Here is a 17,719-nt window from a genome sequence, read left to right as displayed (position 1 = left end):
AGCTGCGCAGTTTAGCAGGCAGGGCGTGCTAGACTCGCGACCGTTTTACCTAACCTTTGCATTATCGACACGGAACACCAATGGCCAAACGCCAGCTCAACCGTCGCCAAAACTGGCGCATCGAAAAGATTCAGGGTGAACGCGCTGCCCGCGCCGCCAAACGTGAATCCTCCGCCGTGGAAGCGCTTGAGGGCGGCGACCTGGGCCCCGAGCAAACCGGCCTGGTGATCGCGCACTTCGGTGTGCAGGTCGAGGTCGAGGCCACAGAAGGCGACTCCGCAGGCCAGGTGTTCCGTTGCCACTTGCGCGCCAACCTGCCTGCGCTGGTCACCGGCGACCAGGTGGTGTGGCGTGCCGGCAACCAGGGCATCGGCGTCATCGTCGCCCAGTTGCCGCGCACCACCGAACTGCGGCGGCCCGACAGCCGTGGCCAGCTCAAGCCGGTGGCAGCCAACGTCGACATGATCGTCATCGTCTTCGCGCCGCTGCCCGAGCCCCATGCCAACCTGATCGACCGCTACCTGGTAGCGGCCGAGCACGCCGGCATTCGCCCGCTGTTGCTGCTGAACAAATTCGACCTGATCGACGAGCAGAACGCTCCGGCGCTCAACGCGCTGCTGGCGGTGTACCGCACCCTCGGCTATCCGGTGCTGGAAGTCTCGGCACATCACGGCAACGGCATGGAGCAGTTGCAGACCGAGCTCGACGGACGCATCAGCGTGTTCGTCGGCCAGTCGGGCGTGGGCAAGTCGTCCCTGGTCAACAGCCTGTTGCCGGAAGTCGAAACCCGTGTGGGGCCATTGTCGGAGCTGTCCGGCCAGGGCACCCACACCACCACCACCGCACGGTTGTTCCACTTCCCGGGCGGCGGTGAACTGATCGACTCCCCCGGGATTCGTGAATTCGGCCTGGGCCACGTGAGCCGCGCCGATGTTGAAGCGGGCTTTATCGAGTTCAACGACTTGATCGGCACCTGCCGCTTCCGCGACTGCAAACATGACCGCGAGCCGGGTTGCGCCCTGCTAAAGGCCCTGGAAGACGGCCGCGTGCAGCAGCAGCGGATGAACAGCTATCGCTCGATCATCGCCAGCTTGCCCGAGACCAGTTACTAAGCAGCGAATCGGTGCCGTGCCATGCCTTGAAACACATAAGGCAGGGCACGGAACCCACGACCCCATTGATTAAATCGGGTCAGCCATCAAGAATCCGCTGCAACTGGGCGGCCCATGATGCAAGCCAGCTTGAATTCGATTTTCCCTATGCTCATAATCGCTCCGTCACCAGCGCAAGCTGGCAGGAGTCTGGATCCTTTTCGGGGTTGATCCAGCGGCGCAGAAGGGGCGAAGCAAGCTCCACTGCGTGTCGAATGAAGCCGCCTTCGGGCGGCTTTGCTTTTTCCGGGGAATCGACGATTGCCTCTCTACTACCATCCCAAACAAGGCGATGTACTTCTATGCGACTTCACGCGGGGCTTTGTGGCACCTGAAATGTTGAAGATCCGCAAAGTCGTCGTCATATCACCTAATGCCACACACAATCGAAAACTGTGCACAGTGGTCCCGATCTCCTCCACTGCCCCTGATATTCAGCACGATTGGCACCATTTATTGCGGACCAACCCACTGCACACCGATGGCTATAAAGCGCTATGGGTGAAATGCGACATGATCTACACCGTCAGTTTCGAGCGACTGGATAAACTGCACAGAAAGACCAGGACCACAGGGCGAGAGTATTTCGTGCCGCGCCTGGGCACAGAGGATATGCGGGGCGTGATTGATGGCGTGAAAGCCTATCTCCCCCTCTGATACATCAATCAAAAAAAATGCCCCGAGAGTTCGGGGCATTTTTTAATCGTCCAAGCAACGGCTTGAGTCTGCCTGACTTACGAGCCAGTCGCGGGCTGAGTCGGGTCCTTCACCCCGCCATCGTCAAACAAGTTCAGCTTCTGCCGTAGCTCGTGAGCCGGCAACGGCTCCTGCCCCGGCGGCAGTGCATTCGGGTCCGCCGGCACTTCACCCGGCGCGCCCTCACCCTGGGTTGGTACCGGTGGCGTTGCGGGCGGGTCACCTTCGATCGCACGCTGGGCCTTTTTGGTCAGCACGACAATATCGATACGCCGGTTGATCGGGTTGAACGGATCCTTGGGATCAAACAGCTGTGATGAAGCAAACCCCACCACCCGCGCCACTTGCGGGTCCGGGTAGCTGCCGGCGACCAGTGCACGACGCGCGGCATTGGCCCGGTTGGCCGAGAGTTCCCAGTTGCCGAAATCGCCCTGGCCCGCATACGGCTTGGCGTCGGTGTGGCCGCTGATGCTGATCTTGTTCGGCACTGCCTTGATGGTGTCGGCCATGGCCAGCAGGATGTCTTCAAAGTATGGCTTCAACCGCGCACTGCCCGAGTCGAACATCGGCCGGTTGGCCGCGTCCGTGATCTGAATGCGCAGGCCATCCGGGGTGATCTCGAAGGAAATCTGATCCTTGAACTTCAGCAGTTGCGGGTTTTCCTCAACCTTGGTTTGCAGTTCCTGCAGCAACAGTTCCAGGCGCTCCTGCTCGACCTGCTCAGCCATGGCCTCGACGGTATCGCGCTCGATCGGAATTTTTTCCTGGGGCGAGTCGGTCTTGATTTCCGGGTTGATGGTGCGCTCTGGCGCCAGTTGCGGCGAACCACCGAGGTCGATCACAAAAGGCGTACCGCTCTCGGAAAACCCGATGGGGTCCTTGAAGTAACCGGCAATGGCGATCTTCTGTTCCGGCGTAGCGGTGGACATCAGCCACAGCACCAGGAAGAACGCCATCATCGCCGTCGCAAAGTCGGCGAAGGCGATTTTCCAGGCGCCGCCATGGTGCCCCGCAGCGAAGCGCTTGACGCGCTTGATGATGATCGGCTGGTTGTTTTCCATGGCTTAGCGACCGCGAACCGCTTGTTCCAGCTCAGCGAAGCTTGGACGGTGCTTCGGATACAGAACCTTGCGCCCGAACTCCACCGCCAGCGATGGCGGCATACCGGAAGCCGAAGCCACCAGGCAGGCCTTGATGGCTTCGTACAAATTCACTTCTTCCTTGGCGTCGTGGGCCAGGGAGGTGGCCAGCGGACCAAAGAAACCGTAGGCCGCGAGAATACCGAAGAAGGTACCTACCAGTGCCGCACCTACGTGCATGCCGATGGCTTTTTGGTCGCCTTCACCGAGGGAAGCCATGGTGACCACGATCCCGAGAACCGCAGCCACAATACCGAAACCGGGCATGCCGTCGGCGATGCCGGTCACGGCGTGAGAAGGGTGTTCCAGCTCTTCCTTGAGGCTGAACAGTTCCATGTCGAACAGGCCTTCCAGCTCATGGGGTGCCATGTTGCCGGACGACATGATGCGCAGGTAATCGCAGATGTAGGCGGTCATGCGTTCGTCTTTGAGCACCGCCGGGTACTTGGCGAAAATCGGGCTCGCCGCGGCGTCCTCGATATCACCTTCAATGGCCATCATGCCTTCGCGACGGCTCTTGTTGAGGATCTCGTAGATCAGCCCCAGCACTTCCAGATAGAAGGTGTGGGAGAAGCGCGAGCTGAACATGCCCAGCGACTTCTTGATCACGTGCATGGTCATGTAGCCAGGGTTGGCTTGCAGGAATGCGCCGAACGCCGCACCGCCGATAATCAGCACTTCGAAGGGCTGGATCAGCGCTGCAATCTTGCCGTGGGACAAGACGTATCCGCCGAGCACGCTCGCGATGACGACGATGATGCCGATAATTTTAGCCATAGGGGATGGGTACTTGCGCCGTCGGGTTCAGGGTCATATTCGCAAGAGTTGAAAACTCTTGTTCTACTTATCGGCAAATCTGCGCCAGACTATAGCCCGTTATGGCGAAAAACCAGTTCGGCCCGTCCCGGGCGTGTTGACCGCAAGTGATGATCGCGCCCCAATCATGGCAAATGAAACGACAGTCCCAACTCAAAAACCGACCACACTGGCCGCCTGGATAAAGCGTCTGGACGACGTGCTATTGCCCGTTCCACAGGCGAGCCACGACCGGGTCTGCAAGGCCATCAGCGACAACCGCAGTTCGTTGCGGGATATTGCAGAGTTGATGCAGAACAGCCCGGCATTGGTGCTGAGCGTGATGCGCGAGGCCAACGACCAGGCCCACGGCAGCCTCGCAGAGCCCGCGGAAAACCTCGAAGTGGCGATCAATCGCCTCGGCCTCAAGCGCACCGAGGAATTACTGGCGCGCCTGCCTTCAGTGCCACTGAATGAAATCCCCGTGGCCCTGCGCCAATTGCAGATGATCAGCCAGCACGCGTCGCAACAGGCCAGCGGGCTGTTCGCCAGCCGCCTGGCGCGGCTGTGGCAGGACATTCACTGGGGCAGCCTGCTATTCCTCTCGCCGCTGTGGCCGATGGCGATTGCCTATCCCAAGCTGCTGGAAGAATGGGAACTGCGGGTGATTCACAAGGGCGAATCAGCGCATACGGTCGAGCAGGAAGTGTTCGGTGTGCGCCTGCTGGACCTGTGCCTGGGATTGACCGAGGCCTGGCGCCTGCCGATCTGGGTATCCCAGGGTTATACCTTGCTGCTGACAGAGCAGCGTTTGCTGGTCAAGGCACTGCGCATTGCCCGTGAAGACGAGCCCTTGCGCCAACAGCAGTTGCTGGATGCCGACCCGAACCTGCGCCGCTGGCTGAACCAGCCGGCCAATACCGTGTTGCTGGCCAACGGCCTGGCACTGGCGGCGCAGGAGTCCTGGACCTGCCCCCACACCCAGCGCTGGCAGTACCTGACAGCGCTTTACCTGCAACAACCGCTGGCCGAGGTGCAACAACAGTCTCACCAACACGCGGCGATCAGCGCCCGCAATACCCTGATGCGTGACCTGTGGCACCCGGCGTTGTCGCTGATCTGGCCCTGGGACGTACAACGGGTGCATCACGGCTTGCTGCCGGCACCACCGCCCACCGCCGAAGCCCTGGCGATCTGGCGCAAGCGCTGCACCGAATTGCTGGTGGAGCCCAGCCGCTTTGCCAACGCCATGCACCTGACCACCTGCGCCAAGGAGGCCCTGGTGGCCTGCGGCATGCAGCGGGTGATGTTGCTGATGGCGGACAAAACCCTGAGCACCTTGCGCGTGCATCAAGTTGACGGCCTGCCCAAGGACGCCGACCACCTGAGCCTCGACGCCACGCAAAGTACGCTGCTGCAACGCCTGCTGACCAAGTCTGCCCAGGTACGCCTCACGCCCGACAACCACGCCCAGTTCTCGGCATTGTTGCCACCGGAACTGCGCCGCCTGTTCAAGGGCGAACACCTGCTTCTGCGCTCCCTGAGTTGCAATGGCCGGGTGGTGATGCTGATGGTGGCCGACCAGGGCGGCGGGCCGTTCTCGGAAACCACCGTGCAGGCCTTCGGCAAAACCGCTCAATGCATCGAAAAAGCCCTGCACAGCTTTACCAACCGCAGCGCCTGATGCTTGCGCTACAATCGCCCTCCTTTAGCGCCCAACTTTTATGCCCAGGAGACCTCACATGCCTGACTTCTCTGGCTTGCCGCTGGTCATCGAGGCCAGTGACCTGCTCGGTCGCCTCGATGCCGAACATCTGATTCTGGTGGACCTCACCAGCGCCGCGCGTTACGCCGAAGGGCATATCCCCGGTGCACGTTTCGTCGACCCCAAGCGCACCCAACTGGGGCAGGCGCCGGCACCGGGCCTGCTGCCGAACAAAGCCGATCTTGAAAAGCTGTTCGGCGAACTGGGCCACACCCCGGACGCCACCTACGTGGTGTACGACGACGAAGGCGGTGGCTGGGCCGGTCGATTCATCTGGATGCTTGATGTGATCGGCCACAAGAAATACCACTACCTCGACGGCGGCCTGCTGGCGTGGCTGGAAGAACAACACCCGGTGTCCACCGAGGTCCCGGCCAGCGCCGGCGGCCCGGTCAGCCTGACGCTGCATGAAGAACCCACCGCGACCCGCGAGTACCTGCAAAGCCGCCTCCGCGCTGCCGACCTGGGTATCTGGGACGCCCGCGGCCCGCTGGAATACTCCGGGGAGAAAGTCCTCGCGGCCAAGGGTGGACACATCCCCGGCGCGGTGAACTTCGAATGGACTGCCGGCATGGACAAGGCACGGCAACTGCGTATTCGCCGCGACATGCCGAAGATCCTCGAAGACCTGGGGCTGACCCGCGACAAAGAAATCATCACCCACTGCCAGACTCACCACCGTTCTGGCTTCACCTACCTGGTGGCCAAGGCGCTCGGTTATCCGCGAGTCAAAGGTTATGCCGGTTCCTGGGGCGAATGGGGCAACCACCCCGACACCCCCGTCGAGATTTAAGGTTTAAGGACAGTTAATGAAAAAGCAGTTGTTCATCCTCAGCCAGTACTTGCTGCCCCACCACCTGCTGTCGCGGTTGGCCGGCTGCATTGCCGAATGCCGCGTGCGCTGGTTCAAGAACGCCTTCACCACCTGGTTCGCCAAGCGTTATCAAGTGGACATGTCCCAGGCCCTGGTTGAAGACGTGACGGCTTACGAGCACTTCAACGCCTTCTTCACCCGTGCCCTGAAAGACGGTGCCCGACCGCTGGACCAGACCCCGGGTGCAGTGTTGAGCCCGGCCGATGGCGCCGTCAGCCAATTGGGCCCGATTGAGCACGGCCGGGTGTTCCAGGCCAAGGGTCACAGCTTCAGCGTACTGGAATTGCTCGGCGGTGATTCGGCGGTGGCTGCGCCGTTCATGGGCGGTGATTTCGCCACCATCTACCTGTCGCCAAAGGACTACCACCGGGTGCACATGCCACTGGCCGGTACCCTGCGGGAAATGGTCTACATTCCGGGCCGCATTTTCTCGGTGAACCAGACCACAGCCGAAAACGTGCCGGAGCTGTTTGCACGTAACGAACGTGTTGCCTGCATTTTCGACACCGAACGCGGTCCGATGGCCGTGGTATTGGTGGGCGCGATGATCGTGGCGTCGATCGAGACCGTATGGGCTGGCCTGGTAACGCCGCCGAAGCGCGAGCTGAAAACCTTCCGCTACGACGAAGCCGCCCGTGGTCCGATCCACCTGGAAAAAGGCGCGGAGCTGGGGCGCTTCAAGCTGGGTTCGACGGCAATCGTGCTGTTTGGGCCGGACCAGGTGAAATGGTCGGAAGAACTGCTGGCGGGCACGCCGGTACAGATGGGCCAGGGCATGGGTTTACCGAAAGCCTGACGTCGACCTCTGTAGGAGCCGGCTTGCCGGCGATGCGACTGAGGACGCCATCGCCGGCAAGCCGGCTCCTACAAAGTGTGTGTACTAGAGCTGACCGTCGCGGTCGCGGAAGCCCAACAGGTACAACACCCCATCCAGCCCCAGGGTCGAAATCGCCTGTTTGGCCGATTGCTTGACCAGAGGCTTGGCGCGAAACGCCACACCCAACCCGGCAATCGCCAGCATCGGCAAGTCATTCGCCCCGTCGCCGACCGCAATGGTCTGCTCCAGACGCAACCCTTCCTTGTGCGCCAATTCCCGCAGCAAATCAGCTTTACGCTGCGCATCGACAATCGGCTCCACGGCCACGCCCGTCACCTTGCCGTCCACCACTTCCAGCTCATTGGCGAACACATAGTCGATACCCAGCTTGGCCTGCAATTGCTTGGCGAAGTAGGTGAAGCCACCCGACAGAATCGCGGTTTTGTAGCCCAGGCGCTTGAGTTCGGCGAACAGGGTTTCGGCGCCTTCGGTCAGGCGCAACGAGGCGCCGATGGAGTCCAGCACGCTCACATCCAGGCCTTTGAGCAAGGCCAGGCGCTCCTTGAAGCTCGCACGGAAATCCAGCTCGCCCGCCATGGCCCGCTCGGTGATTTCCGAGACTTGCTCACCTACGCCGGCAGCCTTGGCCAATTCGTCGATGACTTCGGCCTCGATCAGCGTCGAGTCCATGTCGAACACTGCCAGGCGGCGATTACGGCGGAACAGCGAATCTTCCTGGAAGGCGATATCGACGTTCAGCTCTTGGGCAACGCTCAGGAATTCGGCGCGCAACGCCTGGGGATCAGCTGGCTCACCGCGCACGGAGAACTCGATGCAGCCCTTGCCCTTGTCCGCCGGGGTGTCCAGCGGCATACGACCCGACAGACGGTCAATATGGTCGATATTCAAACCGTACTGGGCGGTAATCGAACTGACACGCTGCAATTGTTCCGCCGTCACCTTGCGGGTCAACAGCGTCACGATGTGGCGTTTTTTGCCCTGGCCGGCGACCCAGCTCTGGTAATCCTCTTCGGACACCGGTGTGAAACGCACCTGCTGATCCAGCTTATACGCCGTAAACAGGATGTCCTTGAGCACGGACGAGGCTTGCTCGGTGCTTGGAATTTCCACCAGGATGCCGAACGACAGCGTGTCGTGAATCACCGCCTGGCCGATGTCGAGAATGTTCACACCACCCTGGGCCAGAACACCGGTAATGGCTGCGGTAAGGCCCGGACGGTCCTCACCGGTGATGTTAATCAGGACAATTTCGCGCAAAGCGCACCCCCGAGCTGGAAAAAAACCGCATTCTACCCACTTTCAGTGACCATCGGGCACAGCCAGCGCTTTGCCGGTCTTGGGCCTGTCGCTATACTGCGCGTCAACTTCACGGACTAAAGAGCCGAGCTTAAGTGAACCGGCCCACGCCAGTAAAAACCGATAACTTCTTCCTGCTGATCTTCCGGGCACTGCGCCACCGCCGTGTACCGATCGCATTACGCATCGCCAGCCATAACGTGATCCTGGTCGCTCTGGCCCTGGTCATCTATGCCTGCGTGATGGGTTTGCAGTTCAAACAGGCCATGCACGAGCAAGCCGACGCCCTGGGCGAGAGCCTGACCACCCAGACCGCCACCTCGGCGACTGAGTTGTTGGTGTCCAACGACATCCTCAGCCTCAACGTGCTGCTCAACAACCTGACCAAGAACCCGCTGGTGGCCCACGCCGCTATCTATAGCGTGGACAACCGGATCATGGCCGAAGCCGGGCAACGCCCGAAAAACGGCCTGCTGGGTGAAGCCGAGGGTCTGTACCAGAGCAATATCACGTTCCAGGACGTGAAAGCCGGCCAACTGCGCATCAGCCTGGACATGCAACAGTTCCAGCAGCCGATGACCATCAGCCTGCAAAGCATGGGCATCCTGAGTGCGATCCTGCTGGCGCTGTCGCTGGCCTTGAGCCTGCGCCTGGGTCGGCATATCTCCACGCCACTGATGCAACTGCGCATCTGGCTGCGGGATATCGACGAACACACCCCGGCCACCGACCGCCAGGATGAGATCGGCGACCTCGCCCGCCAGTTGCACACCAGCTTCGCTCCGGAGCCCGTGGTGCCCGAGGTTGAACCCGAGCCCGAGTTCGACGACACCGAGTACGAAGACGACGAACCCGAGTTCGAAGTGCGCAACCTGCGCGACCCGAGCTTCGATGAGTCTGCGCCGGTGGCAGGTCTCAAGCCGGCCACCCGGCAGGTGATCAAGGCAGAAGAAGACGAACTGGACGAAGAAGACCCGTTCGCCGACCTTCGCGACAACTCCGCGCCAACTGCTACCGCTGCGCCGCAGCCGGCTCCAGTGCGAAATACCCAGCCCCAGCACAGCGCCGTATTGGCTGTGCAGCTGGGCGCACAGGATCAGTTGCGCCGCTTGCCGCGCGCACGCCTGACCGAGTTGCTGGAACGTTATCGTGATTGCCTGGACCAGGCGGCCTCGCTTTATCAGAGCGAACTGCACACCCTGAACGATGGCAGCACGTTGATGCTGTTCCACAGCGAAGACAGCGGCGAAGACTACCTGACCAACGCCATCTGCTGCGGTGAGTTGCTGCGGGCCCTGGGCCATGCGCTGCAGATCGAAGTGGCTGACAGTGGCATCACGCTGCAACTGCAACTGGGCCTGACGGTGGGCGACGATCTGTATGGCATGAGCCAGATTGATCTGCTGCTGACCGAGATTGCCCAGGACGCCCTCGCCTTGTCGCAACACAGCCGCAACCTGCTGCTGGTGGAACGCAAGATCAGTGACGACGTGCTGATTCGCCAACGTGCGCGGATCCGCCCGATTGCCAGCCCTGAAGGTGCGTGCTGTGTAGAGCGGTTGATGGAGCCTTATCCGTCGATGCTGGAGCGCCAACTCGCGCGGATGCATGAGACGCGGGCAAAGAACTAAAGAACAACGCTGCCCCGCTCCCACATTTGATCTAGGCAACGACTCAAATCCCGCACAAACAAAAGGCCCGCTCATCAGCGGGCCTTTTTTGTGGGGCTGTATTCAGGTCAGAACCTGAACACTTCCATGTCGGTACGAATCGGCACGGCCATCGGCATCTTCGGCTTCTCCGGTGCGGCCGGCTTGGCAGCGGCCGGAGCCTGTTTACGTGGAGCCTCAGCAACCGCCGGCTGATTGGCCAATGGCTTGAGGGCCACGGACAACTGTTGTGCCAGGTTCTGCAACAAGACGCCCTGGGCCTGAACCTGGGACGCCGTGGTACCGGAGTGTTGTTCCTGCAAATGCACGATGCGGTTATCCCGCACCTGGCCGCGACGGTCGATCAGGCGCCACTGGGCATCCAGGATCGCCGGCTGGGAAACACCGGAATCCAGCCGCGTGATGGTCAGCAACACCTGCACGTCCGGGGTGAACCCCGTCGGTGCCGGCGCCAGTACCACCCGCTGGCTGTCCAGATGGCCCGCCACCTGGCGCAACATCAACTGATTGATGTCGGACGACAGGCTACCGGCCCAGCGACCATCGGTGGAACCTTGCAGGCTGCCATCGTTCTGACGTTGCAACAGGGTTTCGCGTTGCAGGTAGTCGGCCACCACCACCGGGCCAAGCAATACGGCCATGCCGGCACTTTGTGCAGGCTGAGCCGGACTTCCACTGTCCAGCTGATACAGCGACACAGGTTGATGTGTGCTGCAACCCGCCAGGCCCAAAAGGCCAGCGAGCAACAAAAATAAAGGAAGGCGCGGAGCAGTCATCATCCCATCCAGGTGGCTGCCACAAGGCGAACCACAATGTAATACTCAAAAATAACCTGTACGCGCTCAGCCACGCCGGCGCTGGAAAGGCCATATCATCCGTGAATATGCGCCGTGACTCCAGCGCGAAAGCGTCGATCTACGGGTTAAATCGTAGATCGGGCGCTCTATATCGCGTTAAACGGGCGTTTCCACCAGTAATGCGTCCACTCGCTGGAAGCCGCGCGGCAGTTTGTTACCGCGACGACCCCGCTCACCCTTGTAGTGCTCGAGGTCGTCAGGGCGCAGCGACAACGTGCGCTTGCCGGCCTGCAGCACCAGGGTCGAGCCTTCCGGGATCACTGCGATGTCGGTCACGTACTCTTCGCGACTGGCCACCCGCTCCCCGGGAATACCAATAATCTTGTTGCCCTTGCCTTTGCCCAACTGAGGCAAGTCACTGATCTTGAACACCAACAGGCGACCTTCAGTGGTCACCGATGCAAGCCAATTGCCTTCACGGTCTTCCACCGTACGCGGCAGGATCACCTTGGCGTTGTTCGGCAGGCTCAGCAACGCCTTGCCCGCCTTGTTCTTGGCCTGCAGGTCTTCACCCTTGACCACGAACCCGTAGCCGGCATCGGAGGCGATGACGTACAGCGAATCATCGTCCGGCAGCAGCACGCATTCAAAATTCGCCCCCGGTGGCGGTGTCAGGCGCCCGGTCAACGGCTCGCCCTGCCCCCGCGCCGACGGCAACGTATGCGCAGGCACCGAATAGCTGCGACCGGTGGAGTCGATAAACACTGCAAACTGGTTGGAGCGCCCGGCCGCGGAGGTTTTGAAACCATCGCCGGCCTTGTACGACAAGCCAGTGGCGTCAATATCATGCCCTTTGGCTGAGCGAACCCAACCCTTTTCCGACAGAACGACGGTAATTTTCTCGTTGGGCAGCAGCTCGGTTTCGGTCAGGGCCTTGGCTTCGGCGCGCTCGACAATGGGCGAGCGGCGGTCGTCGCCATAGGTTTCGGCGTCCTTGATCAGCTCGGTGCGCACCAGCTTCTTCAGCTTGGCCTCGCTGCCCAGCAGGGCCTGGAGCTTGGCTTGCTCTTTCAGCAGCGCGTCCTGTTCGTCGCGCAGCTTCATTTCTTCCAGTCGCGCCAACTGACGCAGACGGGTGTCGAGGATGTAGTCAGCCTGGATTTCGCTGAGCTCAAAGCGCGCGATCAGCTCGGCCTTCGGGTGCTCGGCGGTACGGATGATATGGATCACTTCATCCAGGTTGAGGTAGGCAATCAGCAAACCGTCCAACAGGTGCAGGCGGCGCTCGACCTTGTCCAGGCGGAATTGCAGGCGGCGGCGCACGGTCTGCACCCGGAACTCCAGCCATTCCACCAGCAATGCCCGCAGGTTCTTCAACTGCGGCTTGCCGTCCAGGCCAATGATGTTGATGTTGACCCGATAGCTGGATTCCAGCTCGGTGCTGGCGAACAAATGCTGCATCAGCACTTCATGGTCGACCCGGCTGTTGGACGGAATGATCACGATCCGGCACGGGTTCTCGTGGTCGGACTCGTCACGCAGGTCGGCCACTTGCGGCAGCTTCGACGGCTTGGCCTGCATCAGCGCGGCAATCTGCTCCAGCACCTTGGCACCGGACACCTGGTGCGGCAGCGCGGTGACGATGATGTCGCCGTCTTCGATGTGATACACGGCGCGCATGCGCACCGAGCCTTTACCGGTCTGGTAGATTTTCAGCAGGTCGGCACGAGGCGTGATGATTTCCGCTTCGGTCGGGTAATCCGGGCCCTGGATATGCTCGCACAGCTGCTCGACCGTCGCCTTCGGCTCGTCCAGCAAACGTACGCACGCAGTGGCCACTTCCCGCAGGTTGTGGGGTGGTACGTCAGTGGCCATGCCCACGGCGATGCCGGTGGTGCCATTGAGCAGGATGTTCGGCAAACGTGCTGGCAACACCAGCGGTTCGTCGAGGGTGCCGTCGAAGTTCGGCCCCCAGTTAGCCGTGCCCTGGCCCAGCTCACTGAGCAGTACTTCCGAATACCGCGACAGGCGCGCTTCGGTGTAACGCATGGCGGCGAAGGACTTGGGATCATCCGGCGCACCCCAGTTACCCTGGCCGTCCACCAGCGTGTAGCGGTAGCTGAACGGCTGGGCCATCAGCACCATCGCTTCGTAGCACGCAGAGTCGCCGTGGGGGTGGAACTTGCCGAGCACGTCACCGACGGTACGCGCCGACTTCTTGTGCTTGGAGTCAGCGTCCAGGCCCAACTCACTCATCGCATAGATAATGCGCCGCTGCACGGGCTTCAGGCCGTCGCCGATATGCGGCAAGGCACGGTCCATGATCACGTACATGGAGTAGTTGAGGTAGGCATTTTCGGTGAAGTCAGCCAGCGACCGGCGTTCAACGCCGTCTAAGCTGTCTGCAAGGATGTCACTCATGCGGGCCTCATCATTGTTTGGTCTGGCGCAGCAGCAAGGTGCCGCTGCGCTGGGTAAATTCAAGTTGTTTCAATGCACTCATGCCCAGCAATACCTGGTCATCGCCCAGCCCCGGCACCACCAGGGCACGCACGTCCTGCAGGACTATATCGCCCAGTTGCAGGCGGCCCAGTTCGGTCCGAAAGCCCTGGGTTCGCCCGTTGGCCGTACTCACGCCAACCGGCATGCCGCGTTTAAGCCCGAGGCGGTCGGCCAATTCGGCCGGAACCGCCACGTCGGTGGCCCCGGTGTCGAGCATGAACTCCACCGGCTGACCGTTGATCTGGCCAGTGGCTACAAAATGCCCTTGGCCGTTGCCCAGCAGTTTTACTTCGATATAACCCTCGCGCTGTTCCGAGGTCACCACGGCATTGGGATTTTCCTGATGCTTTTCCCACTGCCCGAAAAACCGTGTTGCCAAAAACAATCCGGCGCCCCAGGCCACGAACATCAACACACGCCCGGCGCGCTTGCCGGGTGCCTGGCTGCTCATGGCTTGGCACTCCAGCCGCCCGCGGGGGCGGCGAAACGATAGACTATCGGCCGTTTTTCGCCATCGGCGCGGGCGCCGAAGTTATTGTCCAGGCCGATCCACGCACCATCGGCGTCCACCACCAACGCTTCGGCCAGGCCGTAGGGCTGGTTGTATTGGCGTTGCGGCGCGAGCATTTCATCGGCGTAGGACCAGCATTGCTCGGCCTTCGCCGTCACGGGGTCACGACGGCACAACTGAAACTGGCTGCTTTCGAGGGTAAACAGCTTGCCCTCGAACAGCGCGACGTCAGAGAAATTGCGCGAAACCGCCTTGGCCTTGGGCATCTGTGCCGGCTGCATCTCGGTGCCCGCCTCGCTCAACAACACACAAGGACCGTCGCAATCCCAGAGGGTTTGCGGGCGCTTGATGGAAATCAACCCACGCCGCTCACGCTCGGCGGCCAGCCAGATCTGATTGCCCTCGGGGTTCACCGCCAAACCTTCAAACAACGCATTGAAATGCAGCAGCAGGCCACTGGCCCGGGCTTCACGAACCATGCCCGGGGCGATCTTCAACCACTCGGGCTCACCGGTCACCGGCACCTGCAGCACCGCCGCGTGGGCTTCACTGACGATGTAGCGGTTGCCCGCCGCGTCGCAGCTGATGCCTTCAAAATCCAGGTCACCACCCCGAATCAACGAAGCCGCCTTGGTGCGCGAACGCAAACCAAAGGGCAACCCGGACTCCGGCACCGGCGGCACATTGATCTTCACCGTTTCGGCCTGCCAGGTATCGGCACTGATATCGAGCCGATAGATCTGGTCGTCGTCGCGATCGGAAACCGCCCACAACTCCTTGCCACACAGGGCCAGGCCCGACAGGTTGCCGCCACGCATGCCGTCAACCGGGTGTTCGGAGATCAATTTGAGTTCAGCCGCAGGCGCCGCGACCACCGAGGTGGCCGCCAACCCGCTCAACAACAGAATCGCCAGGGCGAAACCGCTGCGCATCAGCCCAGAACCTCGGCCAGGTTGCCCTTGGACTCCAGCCAGTTCTTGCGGTCCGGCGCACGCTTCTTCGCCAGCAACATGTCCATCATTTCCGACGTGGCGGCGAAATCTTCCAGGGTCAACTGCACCAGGCGCCGGGTGTTCGGGTCCATGGTGGTTTCCCGCAGCTGCGGCGGATTCATCTCACCCAGGCCTTTGAATCGGGTGACCTGAGGCTTGCCGCGTTTCTTCTCGGCCACCAGGCGGTCGAGAATGCCATCGCGCTCGGCTTCGTCCAGGGCGTAGAAAATCTCTTTGCCGAGGTCGATACGGTACAGCGGCGGCATGGCGACGTAGACGTGACCGGCATCCACCAACGGGCGGAAGTGCTGGACGAACAGTGCGCAGAGCAAGGTCGCAATGTGCAAGCCGTCGGAGTCGGCGTCGGCGAGGATGCAGATCTTGCCGTAGCGCAGCTGGCTCATGTCGGCCGCGCCCGGGTCGACACCGATGGCCACGGCAATGTTGTGCACTTCCTGGCTCGCCAGCACTTCGCTGCCGTCGACTTCCCAGGTGTTGAGGATCTTGCCGCGCAGCGGCAGGATCGCCTGGAACTCCTTGTCCCGCGCTTGCTTGGCGGAACCGCCGGCGGAATCACCTTCCACCAGGAACAGCTCGGAACGCATCGGGTCTTGCCCGGCGCAGTCCGCCAGCTTGCCCGGCAGCGCCGGGCCCTGGGTGATGCGCTTGCGCTCGACTTTCTTGCTGGCCTTCAGGCGGCGGCCGGCGTTATTGATTGCCAGCTCTGCCAGGGCCAGGCCCAACTCAGGGTGCTCGTTGAGCCACAGGCTGAAGGCATCCTTGACCACACCGGAGACAAACGCAGCGGCCTCGCGGGACGACAGGCGCTCCTTGGTCTGGCCGGAGAATTGCGGCTCCTGCATCTTCATCGACAGGACGAAAGCAATGCGTTCCCAGACGTCTTCCGGCGCCAGCTTCACGCCGCGCGGCAGCAGGCTGCGGTATTCGCAGAACTCGCGCATGGCATCCAGCAAGCCCTGGCGCAAACCGTTGACGTGGGTGCCGCCCTGGGCGGTCGGGATCAGGTTGACGTAGCTTTCCTGAACGCTGTCGCCGCCTTCCGGCAACCACAGCAAGGCCCAGTCCACAGCTTCTTTATTCCCGGCCAGGCTGCCGCAGAAAGGATCGTTGGGCAGGCGCTCGAATTCGCTGACGGAGTCTTCCAGGTAGGAGCGCAGGCCGTCTTCGTAGTGCCACTCGACCTTCTCGCCGGTGCCTTTGTCTTCAAAACTGACCAGCAGGCCTGGGCACAGCACAGCCTTGGCCTTGAGCACGTGCTTGAGGCGGCTGATGGAGAATTTGGGTGAATCGAAATATTTCGGGTCCGGCGCGAAATACACGCTGGTACCGGTGTTGCGCTTGCCGACGGTGCCGATCACTTCCAGGTCGGTGGCCTTGTAGCCATCGGCGAAGGTCATCTGGTACTCGTTGCCGTCACGCTTGACCTTGACCCGCACGTGGTTCGACAAGGCGTTGACCACGGAAATACCCACACCGTGCAAGCCACCGGAGAACTGGTAGTTCTTGTTGGAGAACTTGCCGCCGGCGTGCAGCTTGGTGAGGATCAGCTCGACGCCCGACACACCCTCTTCCGGGTGAATGTCCACCGGCATGCCGCGACCGTCGTCGGACACTTCCAGGGAATGGTCGGCGTGAAGGATGACTTGTACCGACTTGGCGTGCCCGGCCAAGGCTTCGTCGACGCTGTTGTCGATGACTTCCTGGGCAAGGTGGTTCGGCCGACTGGTGTCGGTGTACATGCCGGGGCGTTTGCGCACCGGGTCGAGGCCCGAGAGGACTTCGATGGCGTCGGCGTTATAAGAGCTAGCGCTGGGAGTGGCCATGGGGTCTCGTCGTGAGTCGTTCGATTAAAAAGTAACCTGCGGTTTCACAATGCTGCGAAATCGAAGGATTGGTACTGATCTGCGCCAATGCCGGCAAAACTCAACAGCGCCGGTAACTGTTGGGCGAACCCCTGGTAACCATGGTCGCCACCGGCCTGGATGCGCAAGGCACAGGCCCGGTAATACTGCTGGGCGAGCCGATAATCCAGTGTTTCGTCACCGGTCTGCAACCACACCTGATAACGCTGGGCGTCCTGGGGCGCCGGCACTTCCAGCTCGGCCAGGGCCGCGACGTGGTCGTGGGTCAATTCCCAGGTCTCATCGGTGTAGAGGTTCTTCTGGGTGCCCAGGTAACCGTCGAACATCCGATGAGGGCTGACCGCCGGGTTGACCAGCAAGGCGTTGAGGCCATGGCGTTCGGCAAGATGGGTTGCATAGTAGCCGCCGAGTGAGCTGCCTACCAGCAGTGGCCTTCCGAGGTCACGGATCGCCGCCTCCAACTGGGGGATCGCCTGGCGGGGATGGTGATGCAGGGCCGGCACGCGCAGTTGGTCGGCCAGACCGAGGCTGTCCATCACGGTGATCAGTTGGCTGGCCTTGTTGGAGGCGGGCGCGCTGTTGAAACCGTGGATATACAAGATCGATGCGGACATTCCGGGTCCTCTGGGGGCGGCTTAAAGAGGGGCAGTTTACAGGGAACTGGGGGGCTAGGCTCTAGCCGGGTTTCTGTGTGTATATCCGTTGCTTCGGTAACGGCGGCTTAGGGTTCCGCTCTTACAGCGGGTCACTTTTGAAAAGCGCAAAAGTAACCAAAACGCTCTTGCCCCACCACTCGGCACCTCGCCTAGG

At 61.5% G+C, this 17,719-nt stretch carries 15 protein-coding genes; 6 read left to right on the top strand and 9 right to left on the bottom strand.

Features of this window, described 5'->3' with window-relative positions; genetic code table 11:
• Positions 1 to 80: 80 nt before the first annotated feature.
• Both rsgA and MUM_RS0121165 read left to right on the top strand, forming a co-directional pair.
• A complete protein-coding gene (gene rsgA, locus MUM_RS0121170) occupies positions 81 to 1,112 on the top strand; it encodes a small ribosomal subunit biogenesis GTPase RsgA (protein WP_010173781.1) in 1,032 nt (343 codons plus the stop codon).
• Between the two features lie 300 nt (positions 1,113 to 1,412).
• Positions 1,413 to 1,808, top strand: coding sequence for a type II toxin-antitoxin system PemK/MazF family toxin (locus tag MUM_RS0121165; RefSeq protein WP_010173779.1), 396 nt, complete (start codon positions 1,413 to 1,415; stop codon positions 1,806 to 1,808).
• A 77-nt stretch (positions 1,809 to 1,885) separates the two neighbouring features.
• On the opposite strand, the gene motB is transcribed toward MUM_RS0121165, so the two are convergent.
• Entirely contained in the window at positions 1,886 to 2,908 is a 1,023-nt protein-coding gene (gene motB, locus MUM_RS0121160; RefSeq protein ID WP_010173776.1) for a flagellar motor protein MotB, read from the bottom strand.
• A gap of 3 nt (positions 2,909 to 2,911) precedes the next feature.
• Positions 2,912 to 3,763: a flagellar motor stator protein MotA gene (gene motA / locus MUM_RS0121155; RefSeq protein WP_003217532.1), complete on the bottom strand. Its 852-nt coding sequence runs from the start codon at positions 3,761 to 3,763 to the stop codon at positions 2,912 to 2,914.
• A gap of 166 nt (positions 3,764 to 3,929) precedes the next feature.
• Here motA and MUM_RS0121150 point away from each other — a divergent pair, with 166 nt between their 5' ends.
• Genes MUM_RS0121150 through asd form a run of 3 tightly spaced genes read left to right on the top strand, consistent with a single transcriptional unit; the run spans position 3,930 to position 7,216 of the window.
• A complete protein-coding gene (locus MUM_RS0121150; protein WP_010173774.1) occupies positions 3,930 to 5,465 on the top strand; it encodes an HDOD domain-containing protein in 1,536 nt (511 codons plus the stop codon).
• 58 nt (positions 5,466 to 5,523) lie between these two features.
• Positions 5,524 to 6,339: a rhodanese-like domain-containing protein gene (locus MUM_RS0121145; protein WP_010173772.1), complete on the top strand. Its 816-nt coding sequence runs from the start codon at positions 5,524 to 5,526 to the stop codon at positions 6,337 to 6,339.
• Between the two features lie 16 nt (positions 6,340 to 6,355).
• Positions 6,356 to 7,216 (top strand): archaetidylserine decarboxylase, encoded by an 861-nt coding sequence (gene asd / locus MUM_RS0121140; RefSeq protein WP_010173770.1) that lies wholly within the window; start codon positions 6,356 to 6,358, stop codon positions 7,214 to 7,216.
• A gap of 84 nt (positions 7,217 to 7,300) precedes the next feature.
• Here the strand turns inward: asd and serB are convergent, their stop codons facing one another.
• Complete coding sequence (gene serB / locus MUM_RS0121135) at positions 7,301 to 8,515, bottom strand: phosphoserine phosphatase SerB (RefSeq protein ID WP_003217536.1); 1,215 nt, start codon at positions 8,513 to 8,515, stop codon at positions 7,301 to 7,303.
• 134 nt (positions 8,516 to 8,649) lie between these two features.
• Between serB and MUM_RS0121130 the strand changes: the two genes are divergently transcribed.
• On the top strand, positions 8,650 to 10,185 hold the full coding sequence (locus MUM_RS0121130; protein ID WP_010173767.1) for an AhpA/YtjB family protein: 1,536 nt from the start codon (positions 8,650 to 8,652) through the stop codon (positions 10,183 to 10,185).
• Between the two features lie 107 nt (positions 10,186 to 10,292).
• Here MUM_RS0121130 and MUM_RS0121125 read toward each other — a convergent pair whose 3' ends face one another.
• The 6 genes from MUM_RS0121125 to MUM_RS0121100 all read right to left on the bottom strand — a co-directional run bounded on the left by MUM_RS0121125 (position 10,293) and on the right by MUM_RS0121100 (position 17,523).
• Positions 10,293 to 11,000, bottom strand: a complete 708-nt coding sequence (locus MUM_RS0121125; protein ID WP_029616037.1) for a PqiC family protein — start codon at positions 10,998 to 11,000, stop codon at positions 10,293 to 10,295.
• A 177-nt stretch (positions 11,001 to 11,177) separates the two neighbouring features.
• Entirely contained in the window at positions 11,178 to 13,442 is a 2,265-nt protein-coding gene (gene parC / locus MUM_RS0121120) for a DNA topoisomerase IV subunit A (protein ID WP_010173762.1), read from the bottom strand.
• A 10-nt stretch (positions 13,443 to 13,452) separates the two neighbouring features.
• Entirely contained in the window at positions 13,453 to 13,974 is a 522-nt protein-coding gene (locus MUM_RS0121115) for a retropepsin-like aspartic protease family protein (protein ID WP_010173760.1), read from the bottom strand.
• Positions 13,971 to 14,966 carry an esterase-like activity of phytase family protein gene (locus MUM_RS0121110; protein WP_010173758.1) on the bottom strand — a complete coding sequence of 332 codons (996 nt, stop codon included), beginning with the start codon at positions 14,964 to 14,966 and terminating at the stop codon, positions 13,971 to 13,973. The genes MUM_RS0121115 and MUM_RS0121110 overlap by 4 nt, the downstream gene beginning before the upstream one ends.
• Positions 14,966 to 16,870: a DNA topoisomerase IV subunit B gene (gene parE, locus MUM_RS0121105; RefSeq protein ID WP_010173756.1), complete on the bottom strand. Its 1,905-nt coding sequence runs from the start codon at positions 16,868 to 16,870 to the stop codon at positions 14,966 to 14,968. The genes MUM_RS0121110 and parE overlap by 1 nt, the downstream gene beginning before the upstream one ends.
• Positions 16,871 to 16,914: 44 nt before the next feature.
• Positions 16,915 to 17,523, bottom strand: a complete 609-nt coding sequence (locus MUM_RS0121100; protein ID WP_010173754.1) for a YqiA/YcfP family alpha/beta fold hydrolase — start codon at positions 17,521 to 17,523, stop codon at positions 16,915 to 16,917.
• Positions 17,524 to 17,719 lie beyond the last annotated feature (196 nt).

This window comes from Pseudomonas sp. PAMC 25886, from assembly GCF_000242655.1.
GTDB lineage: Bacteria > Pseudomonadota > Gammaproteobacteria > Pseudomonadales > Pseudomonadaceae > Aquipseudomonas.
This window is presented reverse-complemented; position numbering and strand designations above follow the sequence as displayed.